16 protein-coding genes are annotated in these 15,161 nt (G+C 72.0%); all 16 read right to left on the bottom strand.

Translation table 11 applies throughout. From position 1 onward, the window contains the following. Nucleotides 1-4: 4 nt before the first annotated feature. Nucleotides 5-1,201: a CaiB/BaiF CoA transferase family protein gene (locus ABD324_RS26810; protein WP_344422904.1), complete on the bottom strand. Its 1,197-nt coding sequence runs from the start codon at nt 1,199-1,201 to the stop codon at nt 5-7. Then, complete coding sequence (locus ABD324_RS26805) at nt 1,201-2,013, bottom strand: IclR family transcriptional regulator (protein WP_344422901.1); 813 nt, start codon at nt 2,011-2,013, stop codon at nt 1,201-1,203. The genes ABD324_RS26810 and ABD324_RS26805 overlap by 1 nt, the downstream gene beginning before the upstream one ends. An 82-nt stretch (nt 2,014-2,095) precedes the next feature. Further along, a complete protein-coding gene (locus ABD324_RS26800) occupies nt 2,096-2,926 on the bottom strand; it encodes an alpha/beta fold hydrolase (RefSeq protein ID WP_344422898.1) in 831 nt (276 codons plus the stop codon). Then, entirely contained in the window at nt 2,923-4,317 is a 1,395-nt protein-coding gene (locus ABD324_RS26795) for a M20/M25/M40 family metallo-hydrolase (RefSeq protein WP_344422895.1), read from the bottom strand. Before ABD324_RS26795 ends, ABD324_RS26800 begins: the two co-directional genes overlap by 4 nt. A 48-nt stretch (nt 4,318-4,365) precedes the next feature. Then, nucleotides 4,366-5,130, bottom strand: a complete 765-nt coding sequence (locus ABD324_RS26790) for an SDR family NAD(P)-dependent oxidoreductase (RefSeq protein WP_344422893.1) — start codon at nt 5,128-5,130, stop codon at nt 4,366-4,368. Continuing rightward, nucleotides 5,127-5,978, bottom strand: coding sequence for an ABC transporter permease (locus ABD324_RS26785; RefSeq protein ID WP_344422890.1), 852 nt, complete (start codon nt 5,976-5,978; stop codon nt 5,127-5,129). Before ABD324_RS26785 ends, ABD324_RS26790 begins: the two co-directional genes overlap by 4 nt. Nucleotides 5,979-5,989: 11 nt before the next feature. Continuing rightward, on the bottom strand, nt 5,990-6,817 hold the full coding sequence (locus ABD324_RS26780; protein WP_344422887.1) for an ABC transporter ATP-binding protein: 828 nt from the start codon (nt 6,815-6,817) through the stop codon (nt 5,990-5,992). A gap of 40 nt (nt 6,818-6,857) precedes the next feature. Next, nucleotides 6,858-7,973, bottom strand: a complete 1,116-nt coding sequence (locus tag ABD324_RS26775) for an ABC transporter substrate-binding protein (protein ID WP_344422884.1) — start codon at nt 7,971-7,973, stop codon at nt 6,858-6,860. Continuing rightward, complete coding sequence (locus tag ABD324_RS26770; RefSeq protein ID WP_344422881.1) at nt 7,970-8,377, bottom strand: nuclear transport factor 2 family protein; 408 nt, start codon at nt 8,375-8,377, stop codon at nt 7,970-7,972. Before ABD324_RS26770 ends, ABD324_RS26775 begins: the two co-directional genes overlap by 4 nt. Next, nucleotides 8,377-8,688 (bottom strand): hypothetical protein, encoded by a 312-nt coding sequence (locus tag ABD324_RS26765; RefSeq protein WP_344422878.1) that lies wholly within the window; start codon nt 8,686-8,688, stop codon nt 8,377-8,379. The genes ABD324_RS26770 and ABD324_RS26765 overlap by 1 nt, the downstream gene beginning before the upstream one ends. Before the next feature lie 3 nt (nt 8,689-8,691). Continuing rightward, a complete protein-coding gene (locus ABD324_RS26760; RefSeq protein WP_344422876.1) occupies nt 8,692-9,762 on the bottom strand; it encodes a class I SAM-dependent methyltransferase in 1,071 nt (356 codons plus the stop codon). A 38-nt stretch (nt 9,763-9,800) separates the two neighbouring features. Next, nucleotides 9,801-11,828: an oxidoreductase gene (locus ABD324_RS26755; protein ID WP_344422873.1), complete on the bottom strand. Its 2,028-nt coding sequence runs from the start codon at nt 11,826-11,828 to the stop codon at nt 9,801-9,803. Between the two features lie 136 nt (nt 11,829-11,964). Beyond that, the gene (locus ABD324_RS26750; RefSeq protein ID WP_344422870.1) at nt 11,965-12,471 is read right to left on the bottom strand and encodes a nuclear transport factor 2 family protein; all 507 of its coding nucleotides are present in this window, start codon (nt 12,469-12,471) and stop codon (nt 11,965-11,967) included. Next, nucleotides 12,468-13,763, bottom strand: a complete 1,296-nt coding sequence (locus tag ABD324_RS26745; RefSeq protein ID WP_344422867.1) for a cytochrome P450 — start codon at nt 13,761-13,763, stop codon at nt 12,468-12,470. Before ABD324_RS26745 ends, ABD324_RS26750 begins: the two co-directional genes overlap by 4 nt. A 42-nt stretch (nt 13,764-13,805) precedes the next feature. Next, complete coding sequence (locus tag ABD324_RS26740) at nt 13,806-14,648, bottom strand: SDR family NAD(P)-dependent oxidoreductase (protein WP_344422864.1); 843 nt, start codon at nt 14,646-14,648, stop codon at nt 13,806-13,808. A 3-nt stretch (nt 14,649-14,651) separates the two neighbouring features. Beyond that, nucleotides 14,652-15,161, bottom strand: coding sequence for a (2Fe-2S)-binding protein (locus tag ABD324_RS26735; protein WP_344422861.1), 510 nt, complete (start codon nt 15,159-15,161; stop codon nt 14,652-14,654).

Here is a 15,161-nt window from a genome sequence, read left to right as displayed (position 1 = left end):
GGGCTCAGCCCACGACCCGGCGGTCGCGCAGGGCGGCCACCGTGTCCGGGTCGTAGCCCAGCTCGTCGATCAGCACGGTGTCGGTGTCCGCGCCGCGGCCACGGCCGGTGAACCGGATCCCGCCGGGGGTCCCGGACATCCGGAACAGCACGTCGTGCATCGCCATCGGGCCGAGATCGGGATCGTCGACCGTGCGGATCATGCCGGTGGCGCGGACGTGCTCGTCCTCCACGATGTCCCGCGCGTCGTACACCGGGGCGACGGCCGCCCCCGCCGCGGCGAAGGCCTCCATCACCTCGTCCCGGGTGTGCTCGGCGATCCAGTCGCCGACGTAGGCGTCCAGCTCCTCGACGTGCTCGACCCGTTGCGCCCCGGTGGCGAACCAGGGTTCGGTGATCACCTCGGGATGCCCGACCAGCCGCAGCACCCGCTCGGCGATCTGCTGCGCACTCGTCGACACCGCGACCCAGCGGTCGTCCTTGGTGCGGTAGGTGTTGCGCGGGGCGTTGTTGGTGGAGCGGTTGCCGTGCCGGGTCCCGACGATGCCGAGCTGGTCGAACTCCAGCGGCCCCGGTCCGACGGCGGTCAGGATCGGCAGCAGCAGGTTCATGTCGATCACCTGGCCCTCGCCGCCGCGGGCGTCCCGGTGGTACAGCGCCATGACGACGGCCGAGGAGGCCGCGATGCCGCAGATGCTGTCCGCCAGGCCGAACGCCGGCAGCGTGGGCGGCCCGTCCGCCTCACCGGTCAGGTGGGCGAAGCCGCTCATGGCCTCGGCCAGCGTGCCGAACCCGGCCCGGGAGGCGTAGGGGCCCTCCTGCCCGAACCCGGTGACGCGCACCAGGACCAGACCGGGGTTCACCGCACGCAGCTCCTCGGGGCCGACCCCCCAGCGCTCCAGGGTGCCGGGCCGGAAGTTCTCCACGACCACGTCGGCCGTCGCCGCCAGCCTGAGGAAGGCCTCGGCGCCCGCGGGATCGGACAGGCTCAGCCCGACCGTCCGCTTGTTGCGCGAGATCTCCTTCCACCACAACGGATGGCCGTCCTTGCTGCGGCCGTGCCCCCGCATCGCGTCCCCGGCGACGGGGTGCTCGATCTTGATCACCTCGGCGCCGTAGTCGCCCAGGATCTGGCAGCACAGGGGCCCGGCGAGGATCGTCGACACGTCGATCACCCGCACGCCCTCGAGAGGCCCCGCCATCACGCCTCCTTCATGCTGGCCCGGTGCCCGAGCTCGGCGCTGATCCGCCGGGCCGTCTCGGCGACGAGCGCCCCGTGCGCCGCCGCCACGTCCGGCCGGAACCGGTCGATCGGCCCGCACAGCGAGATGGAGCCGAACACGTCGCCGTTGGCCAGGTGGACCGGCGCCGCGACGCTGCCCGCGCCGGCCTGCCGCTCGCCGGAGCTGAGCGCGTAGCCGACCTCGCGGATGTGGGTGATCTCGGTGCGCAGCGCGTCGACGGAGGTGATGGTCGCGGCGGTGACCGGGTCCAGGGCGTGGGACTCGAGGTACTCGTCGACGTCCGCGTCCGGCAGTCCGGCCAGGATCGCCTTCGACGACGAGCCGGCGTGCAGCGCGTGGCTGGTACCCAGCACCACGGACATGCGGATCTCGTGGGGGGACAGGACCTGGTCGATGTAGACCCGGCCCCAGCCCTGCCGCACGGACAGCGTCGCCGTCTCCGACGTGCGCTGCACCAGCCGCCGCAGGTAGGGGCGCGCGAGGCGCGGCACGTCGAGCCCCCGCAGCGCGGCCAGCCCGACCTGCAGCGCGCCCGACCCGAGCCGGTAGTGCTTGGTGGCGGGGTCGAACGCCAGGAAGTCCAGCGCCACGAGCTCCTTGAGGATCCGGTGGGTCACGGACTTCGACAGGGACAGGTCCCTGGCCAGCACGGACAGCCCCATCGTCTCCGGCGACCGCTCGGCGATCAGCTCGATCACGGTGAGCGCGCGCGCCAGCCCCGAGCGCGATCCCGCGTCGGTCTCCTGACCGGCAATCTCCTGCTCGGGCATGACGTCCCCCTCGTCGGCGGTACTCGGGACAGCGCTCACGGTCCGCCCCGCGTCCCGATGGTGCGGCAGGTCCGGAGCCCGCTCACGCCCGGCCCCCCACGGCGGCCGGCTCGCGCAGGACGAACCGGGCGACCTCCTCGGCGAAGGCCTCCGGCTGCTCGTCCATGACGAAGTCCGTGCCCCCGGGGATGGTGACGAGCGGGGCGCTCGGCAGCGCGGCCGTCACGACCGGGGTGAACCGGTCGACGAGATCGTCCTTGCCGTGCAGGAGGACCACCGGCAGCCGGTCGAGCGCCGCGGTGTCCACCGTGTACTCGAACACGGCCCGGTAGGCGGTGGCGTAGTCCGGCCCGGTGCTCAGGTACTCGACGACCTGCCGGTCGGTCTCCGCGACGTCGAGGCGGGGGTAGAGGCCCTTGATCCGCTCGCGGATCACCTGCACGTGCCCGCCGTCCTCGACGGGCGTGTAGCCGGGCGCGTAGCTGCGCTTCTTCTCGGCGCGCTCCGCGTCGTCGTACAGGGGCAGGCCCTGCAGCAGCACACCGCGGACCCGGCCGGGCTGCGTCAGCGCCATGTCGGCCGCCACGACGGCGCCGGTGTGCTGGCCGAGCAGGTGCACCTCGCCGAGGCCCAGCGCGTCGGCGAACGCCCAGGCCGCGCGGGCGTACTCGGGGATGCTCCAGGGGTCCGGCGTCGGGTCGGACATGCCGAACCCGGGGGTGTCCGGCGCGATCACCCGCAGGCCGCGGGCGACGAGCGGGGCGATGGTGGCCTCGTAGGTCGCCGACGAGAGCGGCGACTGGTGCAGCGCGAGCACCGTGGGCGCCTCCGCCGCACCGCCGTGGCGGTAGTGGACCTGGCCCCACGGCATCCGCACGTACGCGCGGTCCGAGGCCCCGCCGAGGCTTCTCACTGCTGTGCTCCGCTCTGTGTCCCCATCGCCGCCATGATCTCGATGACGTGCTTGATGCCCGCCTTGTAGTCCCCGAGCAGGATGTGCTCGTTCGGACCATCCACACCGGAGTCCGCGCGCGACACCCCGACGCCGACGATCGGGTGCCCGGCCAGCACACCCTGGTTGCCGATCCACTGCGTGTAGGGCTCGATGACGGGCTCGGAGCCGTAGGTCAGCCGCGCGGTGTCCGCCACGAGCCCGACGAACGGGTGGTCGTGGTCGGTCAGGTTCGGCCGGCTGGTGGCCATGACGGCGATCTCGACGTCCGCGAAGCCGCTGGCGCGCAGGTGGCGGCTGATCGCGTCGAGCACCTGCTCGGGATCCTGCCCGGCGACGAGCCGGATCTCGACCTTGGCCGTGGCGGTGGCCGGGATGCCGAGGGTGACGTCCTCGCGGTCGTCGCCGCCCGACAGGCTGGCGACGGTCATCGTCGGCCGGGTCCGGATCGCGATGGCCGCGGCCCGGTCGTCGACGTCGCCCAGGAACGAGGTCACGCCGGCACGGCGGCGGAGGAACTCGCCGTCGAACTCGACCTCGCCCAGCAGCGCGAGCTCCTCGGCCGACGGGGGCTTGGCGCCGTCCGCGAACCCGGGGACGAGGACCGTGCCGTCCGGGCGCTGCATGCTCGCCAGCGCACCGACGAGCCGCAGGGTCGCGGCCGGGAGCAGCGCGGTGTTCTGGCTGGTCAGCTCGCGGGGCAGGGTGCGGACCGAGAGCCGCAGGTAGAGCACGCCCTTCTCGCCCAGCTTGAGCAGCGGGCGGCCGGTGCTGTCCCGCCAGGAGTTCTCCCAGAGCGCGCCGTCGCAGGCCAGCCGGTCCGCGTGCGCCTCGACGAAGGAGCCGAGCCCGGGGGAGTGCAGCATCTGCTTGCCCTCCATGATGATCCGGGTCGTGACGGGTGCCTCGAGGCCCGCCAGCTTCCACGCGGCCACCGCGTGCAGCCGGGACATGATGGCGCCCTTGTCGTCCGCGACCCCGCGGGCGTAGAGCGCGCCGTCCGTGATCTCCGCCGCGTAGGGCGGGGTGATCCAGTCCGAGTCGTCCCCGGCCGGCTCGACCTCGACGTCGTAGTGCGTGAAGTGCAGCAGCCGCGCCGACCCGCCCGGCGTCTCGGCGAGCACGTAGGGGTGCGAGTGCTCCCACGGGATGACCTCCGCGGACCCGCCCCAGCGGCGGACCGCCGCGGCCAGCCAGTCGGCCGTCTCGGCCATCCGGTCCGGTTCCTGGCGGCGGCTGCGGAAGCGGCACAGCTCCTGGAGCTCGGCGACGAAGGTGTCGAAGTGCTCGTCGACGGCGGCCAGAGCGGCCTCGACGGCGGTGCGGTCGGTCACGCGGGGTGGCGCGGTCACGAGGGTCCTCCCGGGGACGTGGTGCTGGGGAGCGGGATCAGGGGTGTCTCAGTGGATGGTCACGCCGCCGTCGACGAAGATCGTCTGACCGGTGATCATGCGGGCGGCGGGGGAGAGCAGGTAGGTCACGGTGTCGGCGACGTCGTCGGCCTCGGCCATGCGCCCCAACGGGATCGTGGCCAGCTTGTCGGCCATGTAGGCCGGGTCGGTCCGCAGGTCGGCGGTCATGTCGGTGGGCACGATCGTCGGCCCCACGGCGTTGACCCGGATCCCCTCGGGCGCCCACTCCAGGGCGAGCACCCGGGCCATGTGCATCACGCCGGCCTTGCTCACGCAGTAGCCCAGCGTGTTCAGCACGGCGATGTGGCCGTTGGTGGAGCCGATGTTGACCACCGAGCCCCGGGTGGCCGCGAGCGCGTCGTGCGCCGCGCGGGTCACCCGGAACGTGCCGACGAGGTTCACGTCGAGCACGTCGGCGATGTCGTCCTCGGTGGTGTCCAGGGCGGACCCGCGCCGGACGATCCCGGCCCCGTTGACGAGATGGTCGATCCGGCCGTGGGCGGCCAGGACCTCCTCGACGACGGCCCGGGCGGAGTCGCCCGAGCGCACGTCGAGGGTGTGCCGGGTATGGGGCGCATCGAGTTTCAGCGTCCACTCACCCGTCGGGAGCACGTCCGCCGAGGCGACGGTGGCCCCGCGCTCGGCGAGGGTCTCGGCGATGGCGGCACCGATCCCGCGGGCGGCGCCGGTGACCAGCGCGACCCGGCCCTCGAAGCGGTTCGGATCCTGGCGCTGCGCCGATGGTTCGCTCACGCCGCGATCACCCGGCTCTCCTCCGCCCAGAAGGCGACCTTGCGCTGGATGAACCGGATCAGGAAGTGCGCCAGCAGACCCAGCACCGACAGCACCACGAGCACGGAGAACATGCCGGCGATGTCGAAGTTGTAGTTGGTCTGCAGCAACAGGTACCCCAGCCCCTGTTTGGCCCCGATGAACTCGCCGACCACGGCCCCGAGGATGGCGAACACGATGCCGATGTCGAGGCCGGCGAAGATGAACGGCATCGCGCTGGGCAGTCGCACCATCCGGAAGATCTGCATCCGGCTGGCGCCGAACACCTTCAGCATCTGGATGCGGTCCGCCTCGGCGGCCCGCAGGCCCTCGATGACGTTGACCAGCATGGGGAAGAACGAGATGACGGCGGCCATCACGATCTTGCTCGTCAGCCCGAAGCCGAACCAGACCACGAACAGCGGCGCGAGCGCCACCTTCGGCACCGTCTGGAAGGCCACGACGTAGGGCATCAGGGTCTTCTCGACGAGCCGGACCTGGGAGATCGCGGTGCCGAGCAGCACCGCGCTGCCCACGCCGATGGCGAAGCCGATGGCCGACTCGCGGACGGTCACCTCGAAGTGGCCCCAGAACAGCGGGTCCGAGAACTGCTGTCCCATCGCCGCCACGATGGAGCTGGGGGTGGGCAGGATGTAGGCGTCGACGCCGAGGGCCGGGACGAGGAACTGCCAGGCCAGGACGATGACGACGAACACGGCCGGCACGAGCAGCAGCTCGGGCCGCTCCCGGACGTCGAACCGTCCGGGCTCCCGCTTCGGCGAGTGTTTCGAGGGCGACCCGGCGGGCCGCTCCACGTCGGTGGTGGTCACGCGGTCCTCCCTCAGTCGATGACGCTGGCGTTGAAGTGGCGCCGGATCCGGTCGACGTACACGCCGGCCCGGTCGCTGGACATGATCGAGAGGTCCCGGGGCCGCTCGAGGTCGATGTCGATGACCTCGGCGATCCGGCCCGGCCGCGCGGAGAGCACCACCACGCGGTCGGACAGGAACACCGCCTCCGGGATGGAGTGCGTGACCAGCACGATCGTCTTCGCGCTGCGCTGCCAGATGTTCAGCAGCTCCACGTTCATGTACTCGCGGGTCATCGCGTCGAGCGCGCCGAACGGCTCGTCCATCAGCAGCACGGCCGGATCGTGCACGAGCGCCCGGCAGATCCCGGCCCGCTGCTGCATGCCGCCGGACAGCTCGTAGGGGTAGCTGTCGGCGAACTCCGCCAGCCCCACCATCTCCAGCAGCTCCAGCGCGCGGGCGCGGAAGCGCTGCTTGTCCAGGCCCTGCACCTCGACGGGGACCATGACGTTCTGCAGCACGGTGCGCCAGGGGAGCAGGGTCGCGGCCTGGAAGACCATGCCGACCTCGGGGAGGGGCCTGGTGACCGAGCGGCCGGCGATGCTGACCTCGCCGGAGCTGCGGGACACGAGCCCGGCGAGGATCTTCAGCATCGTCGTCTTGCCGCAGCCGGACGGGCCGACGAGCGAGACGAACTCGCTGCGCCGCACCGACAGGTCGATGTCGGCCAGTGCGTGCGTCGGCTCGGAGCGGCGGGCCTGGTAGATCTTGTTGAGGCCACGGACCTCGATCCACCGGTTCTCGTCCGGTGCCGGGGCACCGGCGGTCCGGTCCTGCCGCGCCGTGGTGGGGACGCTCACCATGGTTTCCTTCCTCGTCCGGCCTGGTCTCGGGATCGGGTTACGGCTGGCCCTTGGCCGCCTGGGCCAGGACGGCCGCGCTGTCGAAGTTGTTGGCCTCGGTCAGCAGGGACGGGTCCCAGACCTTGTTCAGCGCGATCGGCGCGGTGATCTGGCCGGCGCCCTGGGTGTAGGTCTGGGTCTTGGCCCAGTCCGCGTCGCTGATCGCGCCCCAGTTCTTCCAGTCCGCGGGCTGGCCGGTGGCCGGGGTGGCGGACTTGATCCACGCCGTCAGGGACGCCGTGTCGTTGGTGATCCGCTGGTCGGCCGTCTGGCCGGCGAGGATCTGCGGGTAGACCTGGTAGCCCATGGTCATCGCGGCCTTGGGGTTGGCCGCGGAGAACAGCAGGGCCTTGTAGGAGGCGCGCAGGAACTTGCCGTAGAGGTCCTTGTCCGCGGTCAGCTTGCTCGACGCGGCGGCGAAGCTCAGCGAGCGGATGCCCTGGAACTGGTCGGTGTTCGGGATGTAGGCGAGCTTGGTGCCCGAGAGCTCCAGGACGGTGTAGGCCTGCCCGTAGAGGGCGAGCGCGTCGACGGCCCCGCTGTTGATCGCGGCGGCCGCCTGGGCACCCACGCCGACCGGGATGAGCTCCACGTCGCGGTCCGGCTCGAGGCCACCGCTGCGGATCACGGCGCGGGCGAACGGCGCCGAGCCCGAGGCCAGGCTGATGACGCCGACCTTCTTGCCCTTGAGGTCCGCGGCGGACTTGATCGTGCTGGTCGGCAGCGTCGCGATCTGCCACGGCCAGTTCTGCACCAGGCCGCCGATCACCGTGATCGGGACGTTCTTCTGCACGCCGGCGAGCAGCGAGCCGGTGTCGCCGGGGGTGATGTCGGCGCTGCCGGAGGCGACCGCCTGCACCGCGGCGACCGAGCCGTCGGCGTTGATCGTCTCGACGTCGATGCCCTCCTGGGCGTAGTAGCCCATCTGCTTCCCGACGGAGATGACCGCGACCTCCTCCTTCGGGCCGAGGACCGCGGCCGCGATGGCGACCGTGATCTTCTTCGTGCCACCTGCGCCGGGAGCGGCCTGGTCGCTGCTCCCACTGCCGCAGGCCGCCAGGAGCATCAGGCCCCCGGCCACGGCCACTGCCGCAACCCGTCGTGCCACCTTCATCGCGAACTCTCCAGGGGATGGGGGCGCCGGGCCGGGGCCGCGAGCGCGAGATCGTTGTAGACGTGCTGTTCGGCGATGCGGTCGCCGTCGAGGACGAAGACGTCCACGAACCGGATGCCGGAGAAGGGGCTCCCGTCGAGCCATTCCCCGGCGAGCGTGCCGCGACAGGTGACGACGGTCGGGCCGCCGCCGGTCGCGACCGCGTAGTGCCGTTCGGGCTTGCCGACCCGCCGGTAGAGCCCGGCGGACGCCGCCACGACGGACGGCAGGTCGTGATGGACGGTGCCGCCCTCGGCGCCCGGGAAGACGAGCCGGGCGTCGTCCGTCAGCAGGGCGCCCGCCGCCGCGAGCTCGCGGCGCTCGCAGAGCTGCAGGTACCGGTCGACGAGAACGGCGGGCTCCATCAGCCGGCCTTCTCGGAGAGGGCGTCCTCCCACTGGCTGCGCAGCGGGTGCTCGGCGGGGCCGGCCTCGGTGATGATCCGGACGAGCCGGCGGGTGTACCGGTCCCGCTCGCGGTCGAGGACGACCGCCTCCTGCTCCGAGGGGCGGAAGGTGTCGAGCTCGCCCTCGGTGAGCACGCCGTGGCGGACCAGGGCGGCCTCCAGCGCGCGCTCGCGGGTGCGGGCGACGTGCACCTCGGTGGCGAGCTGCAGGGTCAGGTCGAGCAGCTTCGAGATGCGCGGATCGTCCAGGTAGTCGAACTCGGAACTCATGGATCAGCTCTCCGGGCGGGTGGCGGACAGGACGGCCCAGGGGAAGTGCCATTCGCGGCGCTGGCCCCAGCCGGTGGGGCTCATGCCCGAGGAGCGCTCGTCGAACGGGGTCCAGCGCGCGTTCTCCAGGCCGGCCTCCTCGCACATCGCCACGAGGTCGTTGCCGAACAGGTCCCGGAAGAAGGGCTCGTTGTTGCGCTCGGCGTGCTCGAAGATCGTCGCGTCGCGCAGCGGGTCCCCGGTGGGCTGGAACTCGAGGAAGGCCACGGTGCCACCGGGCCGGACCAGCCGGGCCGCCTCGTCGATCGTCTCCTTGATGACGGCGCCGGGCATCTCGTGCAGCAGCATCGTGCCGGTCACGACGTCGCACGAGCCGGCGTCGATGCCGGACGCGCGGGCGTCCGCCTGGCGGTAGCTGATGTCCAGCCCGGTCTCGGCGGACTCGGCGTGCGCGAGCCGCAGGCCGGGCGCCGCGAGATCGACGCCGATCACCTCGGCGGTCGGGTACCGCAGCTTGAGCGGGCGGGTGCTCTTGCCGAACCCGCAGCCCATGTCGAGGACCCGGCGGGCCTCCGGGATCTCCGGCAGCGCGGTGGTGGCGAACAGCTGGTGGAACTTGTACCCGTCGTTGTCGCGGAGCATCACGATCCGCGCGCCGAACTCGTAGACGTACGCGGACAGGTCGTCGGAGAACACCCCGCCGGGCTGCACGTGGATGTCGTAGTCGGTGTACCAGTCCGGCAGCGGGACCTCGGGATCGAGCACCAGCTCGCCCGGCCCGGAGGCCTCGGCGAACTGCTCCAGGAGATCCTCCCGGCGGGCGATCACGGCGTCGCCGGCGATCTTCCACAGCATCTTCTGCTGCACCCGCTCGAGGTGGCTGAACCACGGGTAGAGCGGCAGGCCGTGCAGCGGGGCCTCGGCCTCGGCGACCGAGCCCGGGCGGGCGTCGGTGGCGGCGAACTCCGCCACCATCGCCGGGTAGACGGTGTCGGACCACCGCTTGCGCAGGCCGAGGACGAAGTCCACGGCCGAACGCTCGTCGAGCGTCAGGCGATCCTCGATGTCGAGCAAGACCAACCTCCAGTAACGGGGTGCGAAATCGGCACGGATCAGCGGGAGAGGGCGAGCAGGATCGGTTCGGGGTCCTTCTCGGACGTCAGTACGGAACCGGCGAGGCGGCCCTCGTACACCGCCTCGAGAGCGGAGCGGGGGGAGTGGGCGTCGCCGGCCAGGTGCAGGCGCGGTCCCTCGGGCAGGTCGTCCAGGGCCCGGTAGAGCGTGTCCTCGGCCAGGCCGATCCCGGCGTCGACGACGAGCGCGACACCGGTGAGATCGCTGCGGGTCCCGCCGAGCGGGTCCAGCAGCGTGACCCGGCCGGGACCGGTGTCGACGACCTTGCGCATCAGGTGGGTCCGGACGTGCAGATCGGCGAAGCGGCGGGTGAGCGCGAGCTTCGAGTACGTGGTGATCCGTGGGGACAGCGCGGCCGCGGGGGAGACCAGGTGGACCTCGGCGCCCAGGGCGGCGAAGGCCTCCGCCAGCGAGGCACCGGCCCAGCCGCCGTCGTCGTCAAGGACCACGACCGCGCCGCCGGGGTTCCCCGCGTCGAGCAGCGCCACGGACTCGTGCAGGTCGGCGACCCGCGGGCCGCCGGTTCCCGGCAGCGTGCGGCGGGCCGGGCGGGATCCGGTGGCCAGCACGACGTCCGCCCAGTCGCCGGCGACGACCTCGGAGGCGGTGACCCGGTGGTCGGTGTGGACCGTGACGCCGGCGGCGCGGACGTCTCGCTCCAGCTCGGCGACCAGCAGCCCCAGGCGTTCCCGCCCCGGCACCCGGGCCGCGATCCGGATCTGACCACCCAGGTCGGGACCGGCCTCGGCGATGGTCACCTCGTGTCCGGCGCGGTGGGCGGACAGCGCCGCCTCCAGCCCCGCGGGCCCGCCGCCGACGACCAGCACGCCGCCGCGGGCCGGTGGCCGGGCCGCCAGCTCGAGCCATTCGCGCTCGGCGCCGACCTCGGGATTGATCAGGCACGAGATCGGCAGGCTCTGCTCGACGCGGGAGATGCAGCCCTGGTTGCAGGCGAGACAGGTGCGGATCTCGTGCGCGCGGCCCTCGATCGTCTTGCGCACCAGGTGCGGATCGGCGATGTGGGGCCGCGCGAGACCGACCAGGTCGGCCTCGCCGTCGGCGATCAGCTCGGCGGCCTCGGCGAGCGAGTCCAGGCGGCAGACCGCCAGGACGGGCAGGCCCGGAAGCGCCTTGCGGAAGAGCGCGGCGTGGTGCCGGAAGGGGGCGTGCGGGAAGCTCATGTCGGCCATCTGCGTGGAGAGCGACCAGCTGCCGTGGTACGCGGAGTGGCTGACGTGGACGTAGGCGAGCGGGTGCGCCTCGCGGAGGATCCCGACGATCTCGACGACCTGCGCGGGATCGAGGCCCCCGTCGAGCCACTCGTCCGCGCTGACCCGCAGGCCGACCGGCAGGTCCGGCGCGGCGGTGCGCACGGCCTCGAGCACCCGGTGGGTCAGCCGCATCCGGTTGGCGAGCGGGCCGCCGTAGGAGTCGGACCGCTGGTTCGTGGCCGGGGAGAGGAACTGCTGCAGCAGGTGACCATGGCCGGCGTGGACCTCGAACCCGTCGACGCCGGCGCGCCGCAGCCGCGCCGCGGCCGCACCGAACGCGGTGACGACGGTGTCGAGGTCCTTGCGCCCCATGGCGTGCGGGGTGTGCGCGCCGGTGTTCCACGGCAGCGGCGAGGCCGACCACGCGACGGTGCGGGTGGCGTCCCCGTTGGCCTGCCGGCCCGCGTGCATGATCTGGGCGAACAGGGCGGCGCCCTCGGCGTGCACGGCGTCGGCGATCGCCGCGAACGCCGGCACCGAGCGCTCGTCGAAGCAGCCCAGGCTGATGTGGCGGCCCGCGCTGGTCGGGTGGACCCGCACGGCCTCGGTGATGATCAGGCCGACCCCGCCGCGGGCGCGCTCACGGTGGTACGCGACGTGCCGCGGCGTCGGCAGGTTGTCCTGCGCGAAGTTGGTGGTGTGGCCGGGGACGAAGATGCGGTTGCGCACCGGGACCCCGCCGAGCTCGGTCGGGCTCAGCGCTGCTGCCAGCGCCGGGCCGATCGCGTCCGTCATGGATCGCTCCTCGGTGTGTTCCGCTCAGAGGGACATCGGTCCTCTCAGAGGGAAACGTTAGTCACCGGCGCGGAGTGCGGTCAATGGCGGCGTTGTTACGACTGGGAGTCGTGACAGGGCATGTCCGGCTCGTCGCTCAGAGCTGCATGTGGTGGCGCCGGGCGCCCGCCCACCCCTCGGTGACCGGCACCGAGTACCAGATCTCGAGGGCGACCGACGCGAAGAGCCACCGGCCGTCCACCCGCTGGTAGGTGTCGGCGAAGCGGCCGGCCAGCACGAAGCTCTGCCCGTGGTAGATCGGCGTCGCGAACAGGTGGCTGGTGCCGGTGGCGGTGTCCCCGTCGACCTCGACGGCGTGGGCGTGGAGGAACTGCCGGACGAACGGGGCGCCCTCCCCGTCGGGCAGGAGCTCGGGGATGCGGGCGAAGAAGGCGCCGATCTCCGCCCGCCCGCTCGCGCTGCCGAGGTAGTCGTAGTCCATCACCGCGTCGTCGGTGAACAGGTCGCCGATCTCGGCCCAGCGGTTCGTGTTCACGTGGTCGTGGAAGCGGTCCCGCAGGATCTGGATCGCCTCGCGGGACTCCAGGGCGTCGATCCGGTGGCGGAGCTCGGCGAGCTCCGCCAGCACGTCCGGCGTGGTCACGAGGGCCGGACGGTCAGGGGCGTGAAGGTCAGAGGCAGGGCCTGCATCCCGTGCATGACGTAGCTCGGGTCGTACCGCGGCACGAAGCCCTCCTGCGCGAGCCAGATGTCGTCGAGCCGCTCCAGGAGCACCTCGAACCCGATGCGCGCCACCGCCCGCGCCAGCGGCGCCCCGATGCAGGAGTGGGGACCGTGTCCGAAGGCCTGGTGCGAGCGCAGCTTCGCCCGGTCCGCGTCGTAGGTGTCCGGCTTGTCGAAGACCGCGTCGTCCCGGTTGCCGGAGGCGTACACGACCCACACGTGAGCGCCCCGTGGGATCGCGACCCCGCCGAGCTCGGTGTCCTCCATGGCGACCCGGAACAGCCCCTGGACCGGGGACTCCAGCCGCAGTGCCTCCTCCAGATACCGCGGCAGGTCCTCGGGGTGCGCCCGCACGTGGGCCATCAGGTCGGGGTCCTCGCAGAGCATCAGCATGAAGGAGGACAGCAGCTTGCTGGTGGTGTCCGCGCCCGCGCCGATGAGCTGGGAGAAGAACCCCACCATCTCGTTGGGCGTCAGCGGCGCGTCCCCCTCGTTGCGCGCCTGGACGACCGCGGTGATGAGGTCGTCGCGCGGGTTCTGCCGGCGGTCCTGGACCTCGTCCTCGAAGAACGTCCAGAACTCGATCTGGGTCTCGAGGGTGCCGAGCAGCTCCTCGTCCGTCATGGACGTGCCGATGGTGGAGTTGATGGCGTCCGCCCAGCGGGCGAAGTCCCCGGAGTTCTCCACGGGTACGCCGAGCAGCGTGGCGAGCGCGTGGATCGGGGCGGGGGAGCAGAAGGCGGGCACCAGGTCCACCTCGCCGGCGGCCGCGAACCGGTCCACGAGGTCGTGGCACAGCTGCCGGATCTGCGGCTCGATCCGCGCGACCGAGCGCGGGGTGAGCGCCTTGTTGAGGATCCGCCGGTGCCGGCTGTGGTCCGGCGGGTCCTGGGTGAACAGCACGTCACCCCGGCTCATGACGACGCGGACGCGCTCGGCGAACTCCGGCGTCACGTCGGTCATGGCCCGGGTGATCGCCGCGATCGCCCCGGACACCGTGGGCCCCATGGGGTTCTGGCTGGAGAACAGCCGGGGCTGGGTGTTGACCCTCTCGATGTCCGCGTGCCGGCTGACGACGTAGATGTCGTACTCCGGGTCGTGGTAGACCGGGGCGGTATCCCGCAGCGCTGTGTAATACGGGTACGGGCAGCGCATCGCCTCCTGGTCCTGGTCGAAGACGGGCTTCGTGGGCCGGTTCTCGGTGCTGGTCATGGCGTCCCCCGACGACGGTGACGGATGGCTGGACGGATGGTTCTACTTGGCGCCCTGTCCCGCGTCGACGCGCAGGATGTGGCCGGTGATCTGGTCGGCGTTGTCCGAGGCCAGGAACAGCACGGCGTCGGTGATGTTCTGCATCTCGGTGCGCCACTTGGGGCCCGGCATGTTCCCCGCCGCGGAGAACATCTCGTAGGCGGCGTCCGGGGTCATGTCGACCTCGCCCGCCAGCCCCAGGACCATGCCCGAGCCCTGACCCTCGCCCGGCTTGATGGTGGCCGGCGCGACGGCGTTGACGTTGATGTCGAACTCGGCGAGCTCGAAGGCCCACGCCGAGGTGAGGCCCTGGATCGCGTGCTTGGCCGCCACATAGTGCGACAGCTGGGCGTGGCCCGAGCCGGTCACCCCGGAGGAGATGTTGACGATCTTCCCCGAGCGGCGACCGATCATGTTCGGCACCACGTACTTCGCGACGTACATGTGCCCCTTGACGATCGTGTCGATCACGGCGTCGAGGACGTTCGACCGCATGCCCTGGATCGTGTCCAGCGCCGCGACTCCGGCGTTGTTCACGACGATGTCGATGCGGCCGTCGAAGAAGTCCAGTGCCTTCGCCACCGACGCCTCCACCTGCGACTCGTCGCGCAGGTCGCAGGGCAGCGGGATGACCCGGCGGTCCAGGTCCTCGATCGCCTTCACCGTGTCATCGAGCATCTGCGCCGTGGCGAGCGGGTAGATGTCCGCGATCGGCTCGGTGATGTCGAGCGCCGCGATGTCGCAGCCGGCGTCGGCGAAGGCCTTGGCGTGGCTGAAGCCCTGCCCCTTCGCCGCTCCGGTGATCAGCACGTTCTTGCCTTCGAGTCCACGCAGTACTGCGGGCATGGGTCAGATCCTTCCGTCGGCGTGAGCGGTCGCGGCCTCGCCCGCGCCGCCGTGGTCGGCCGCCCAGCGCACGGAGTCGACGATCATGTCGTAGCCCGTGCAGCGGCAGAGGTTCCCCTCGATCCCCTCGCGGATCTCCTGCTCGTCCGGCGACTCCCGCTCCAGCAGCAGCCCCGTCGCGGCCATGACCATCCCGGGCGTGCAGTAGCCGCACTGGAGGCCGTGGCACTGGCGGAAGCCCTCCTGGACCGGCGACAGCTCGCCGTCCGCCGCCAGCCCCTCGATCGTGAGCACCTCCGCCTCGTCGGCCGCGACCGTGAGCACGGTGCACGACTTCACGGTGCGGCCGTTCAGCATCACGGTGCAGGCACCGCAGTTGGACGTGTCGCAGCCGACGTGCGTGCCGGTCAGCTGGCGGGTCTCGCGCAGGTAGTGCACCAGCAGCAGCCGGGACTCGACCTCGTCCTCGGTCGCCGTGCCGTTGACGGTGATCCGGACCTTGTGGTGGGACAT

Source organism: Pseudonocardia ailaonensis, assembly GCF_039531635.1.
Lineage (GTDB): Bacteria > Actinomycetota > Actinomycetes > Mycobacteriales > Pseudonocardiaceae > Pseudonocardia > Pseudonocardia ailaonensis.
Note: the sequence above shows the minus strand (reverse complement) of the source record. Positions and strands in the feature narration are given on the sequence as shown.

Bases quoted from the DNA above. Each gene is read 5' to 3' on its own strand.
- ABD324_RS26810 (WP_344422904.1), bottom strand. From the start codon at position 1,201: ATGGCGGGGCCTCTCGAGGGCGTGCGGGTGATCGACGTGTCGACGATC.
- ABD324_RS26805 (WP_344422901.1), bottom strand. From the start codon at position 2,013: ATGCCCGAGCAGGAGATTGCCGGTCAGGAGACCGACGCGGGATCGCGC.
- ABD324_RS26775 (WP_344422884.1), bottom strand. From the start codon at position 7,973: ATGAAGGTGGCACGACGGGTTGCGGCAGTGGCCGTGGCCGGGGGCCTG.
- ABD324_RS26770 (WP_344422881.1), bottom strand. From the start codon at position 8,377: ATGGAGCCCGCCGTTCTCGTCGACCGGTACCTGCAGCTCTGCGAGCGC.
- ABD324_RS26765 (WP_344422878.1), bottom strand. From the start codon at position 8,688: ATGAGTTCCGAGTTCGACTACCTGGACGATCCGCGCATCTCGAAGCTG.
- ABD324_RS26755 (WP_344422873.1), bottom strand. From the start codon at position 11,828: ATGACGGACGCGATCGGCCCGGCGCTGGCAGCAGCGCTGAGCCCGACC.
- ABD324_RS26745 (WP_344422867.1), bottom strand. From the start codon at position 13,763: ATGACCAGCACCGAGAACCGGCCCACGAAGCCCGTCTTCGACCAGGAC.
- ABD324_RS26740 (WP_344422864.1), bottom strand. From the start codon at position 14,648: ATGCCCGCAGTACTGCGTGGACTCGAAGGCAAGAACGTGCTGATCACC.
- ABD324_RS26735 (WP_344422861.1), bottom strand. From the start codon at position 15,161: ATGTCCCACCACAAGGTCCGGATCACCGTCAACGGCACGGCGACCGAG.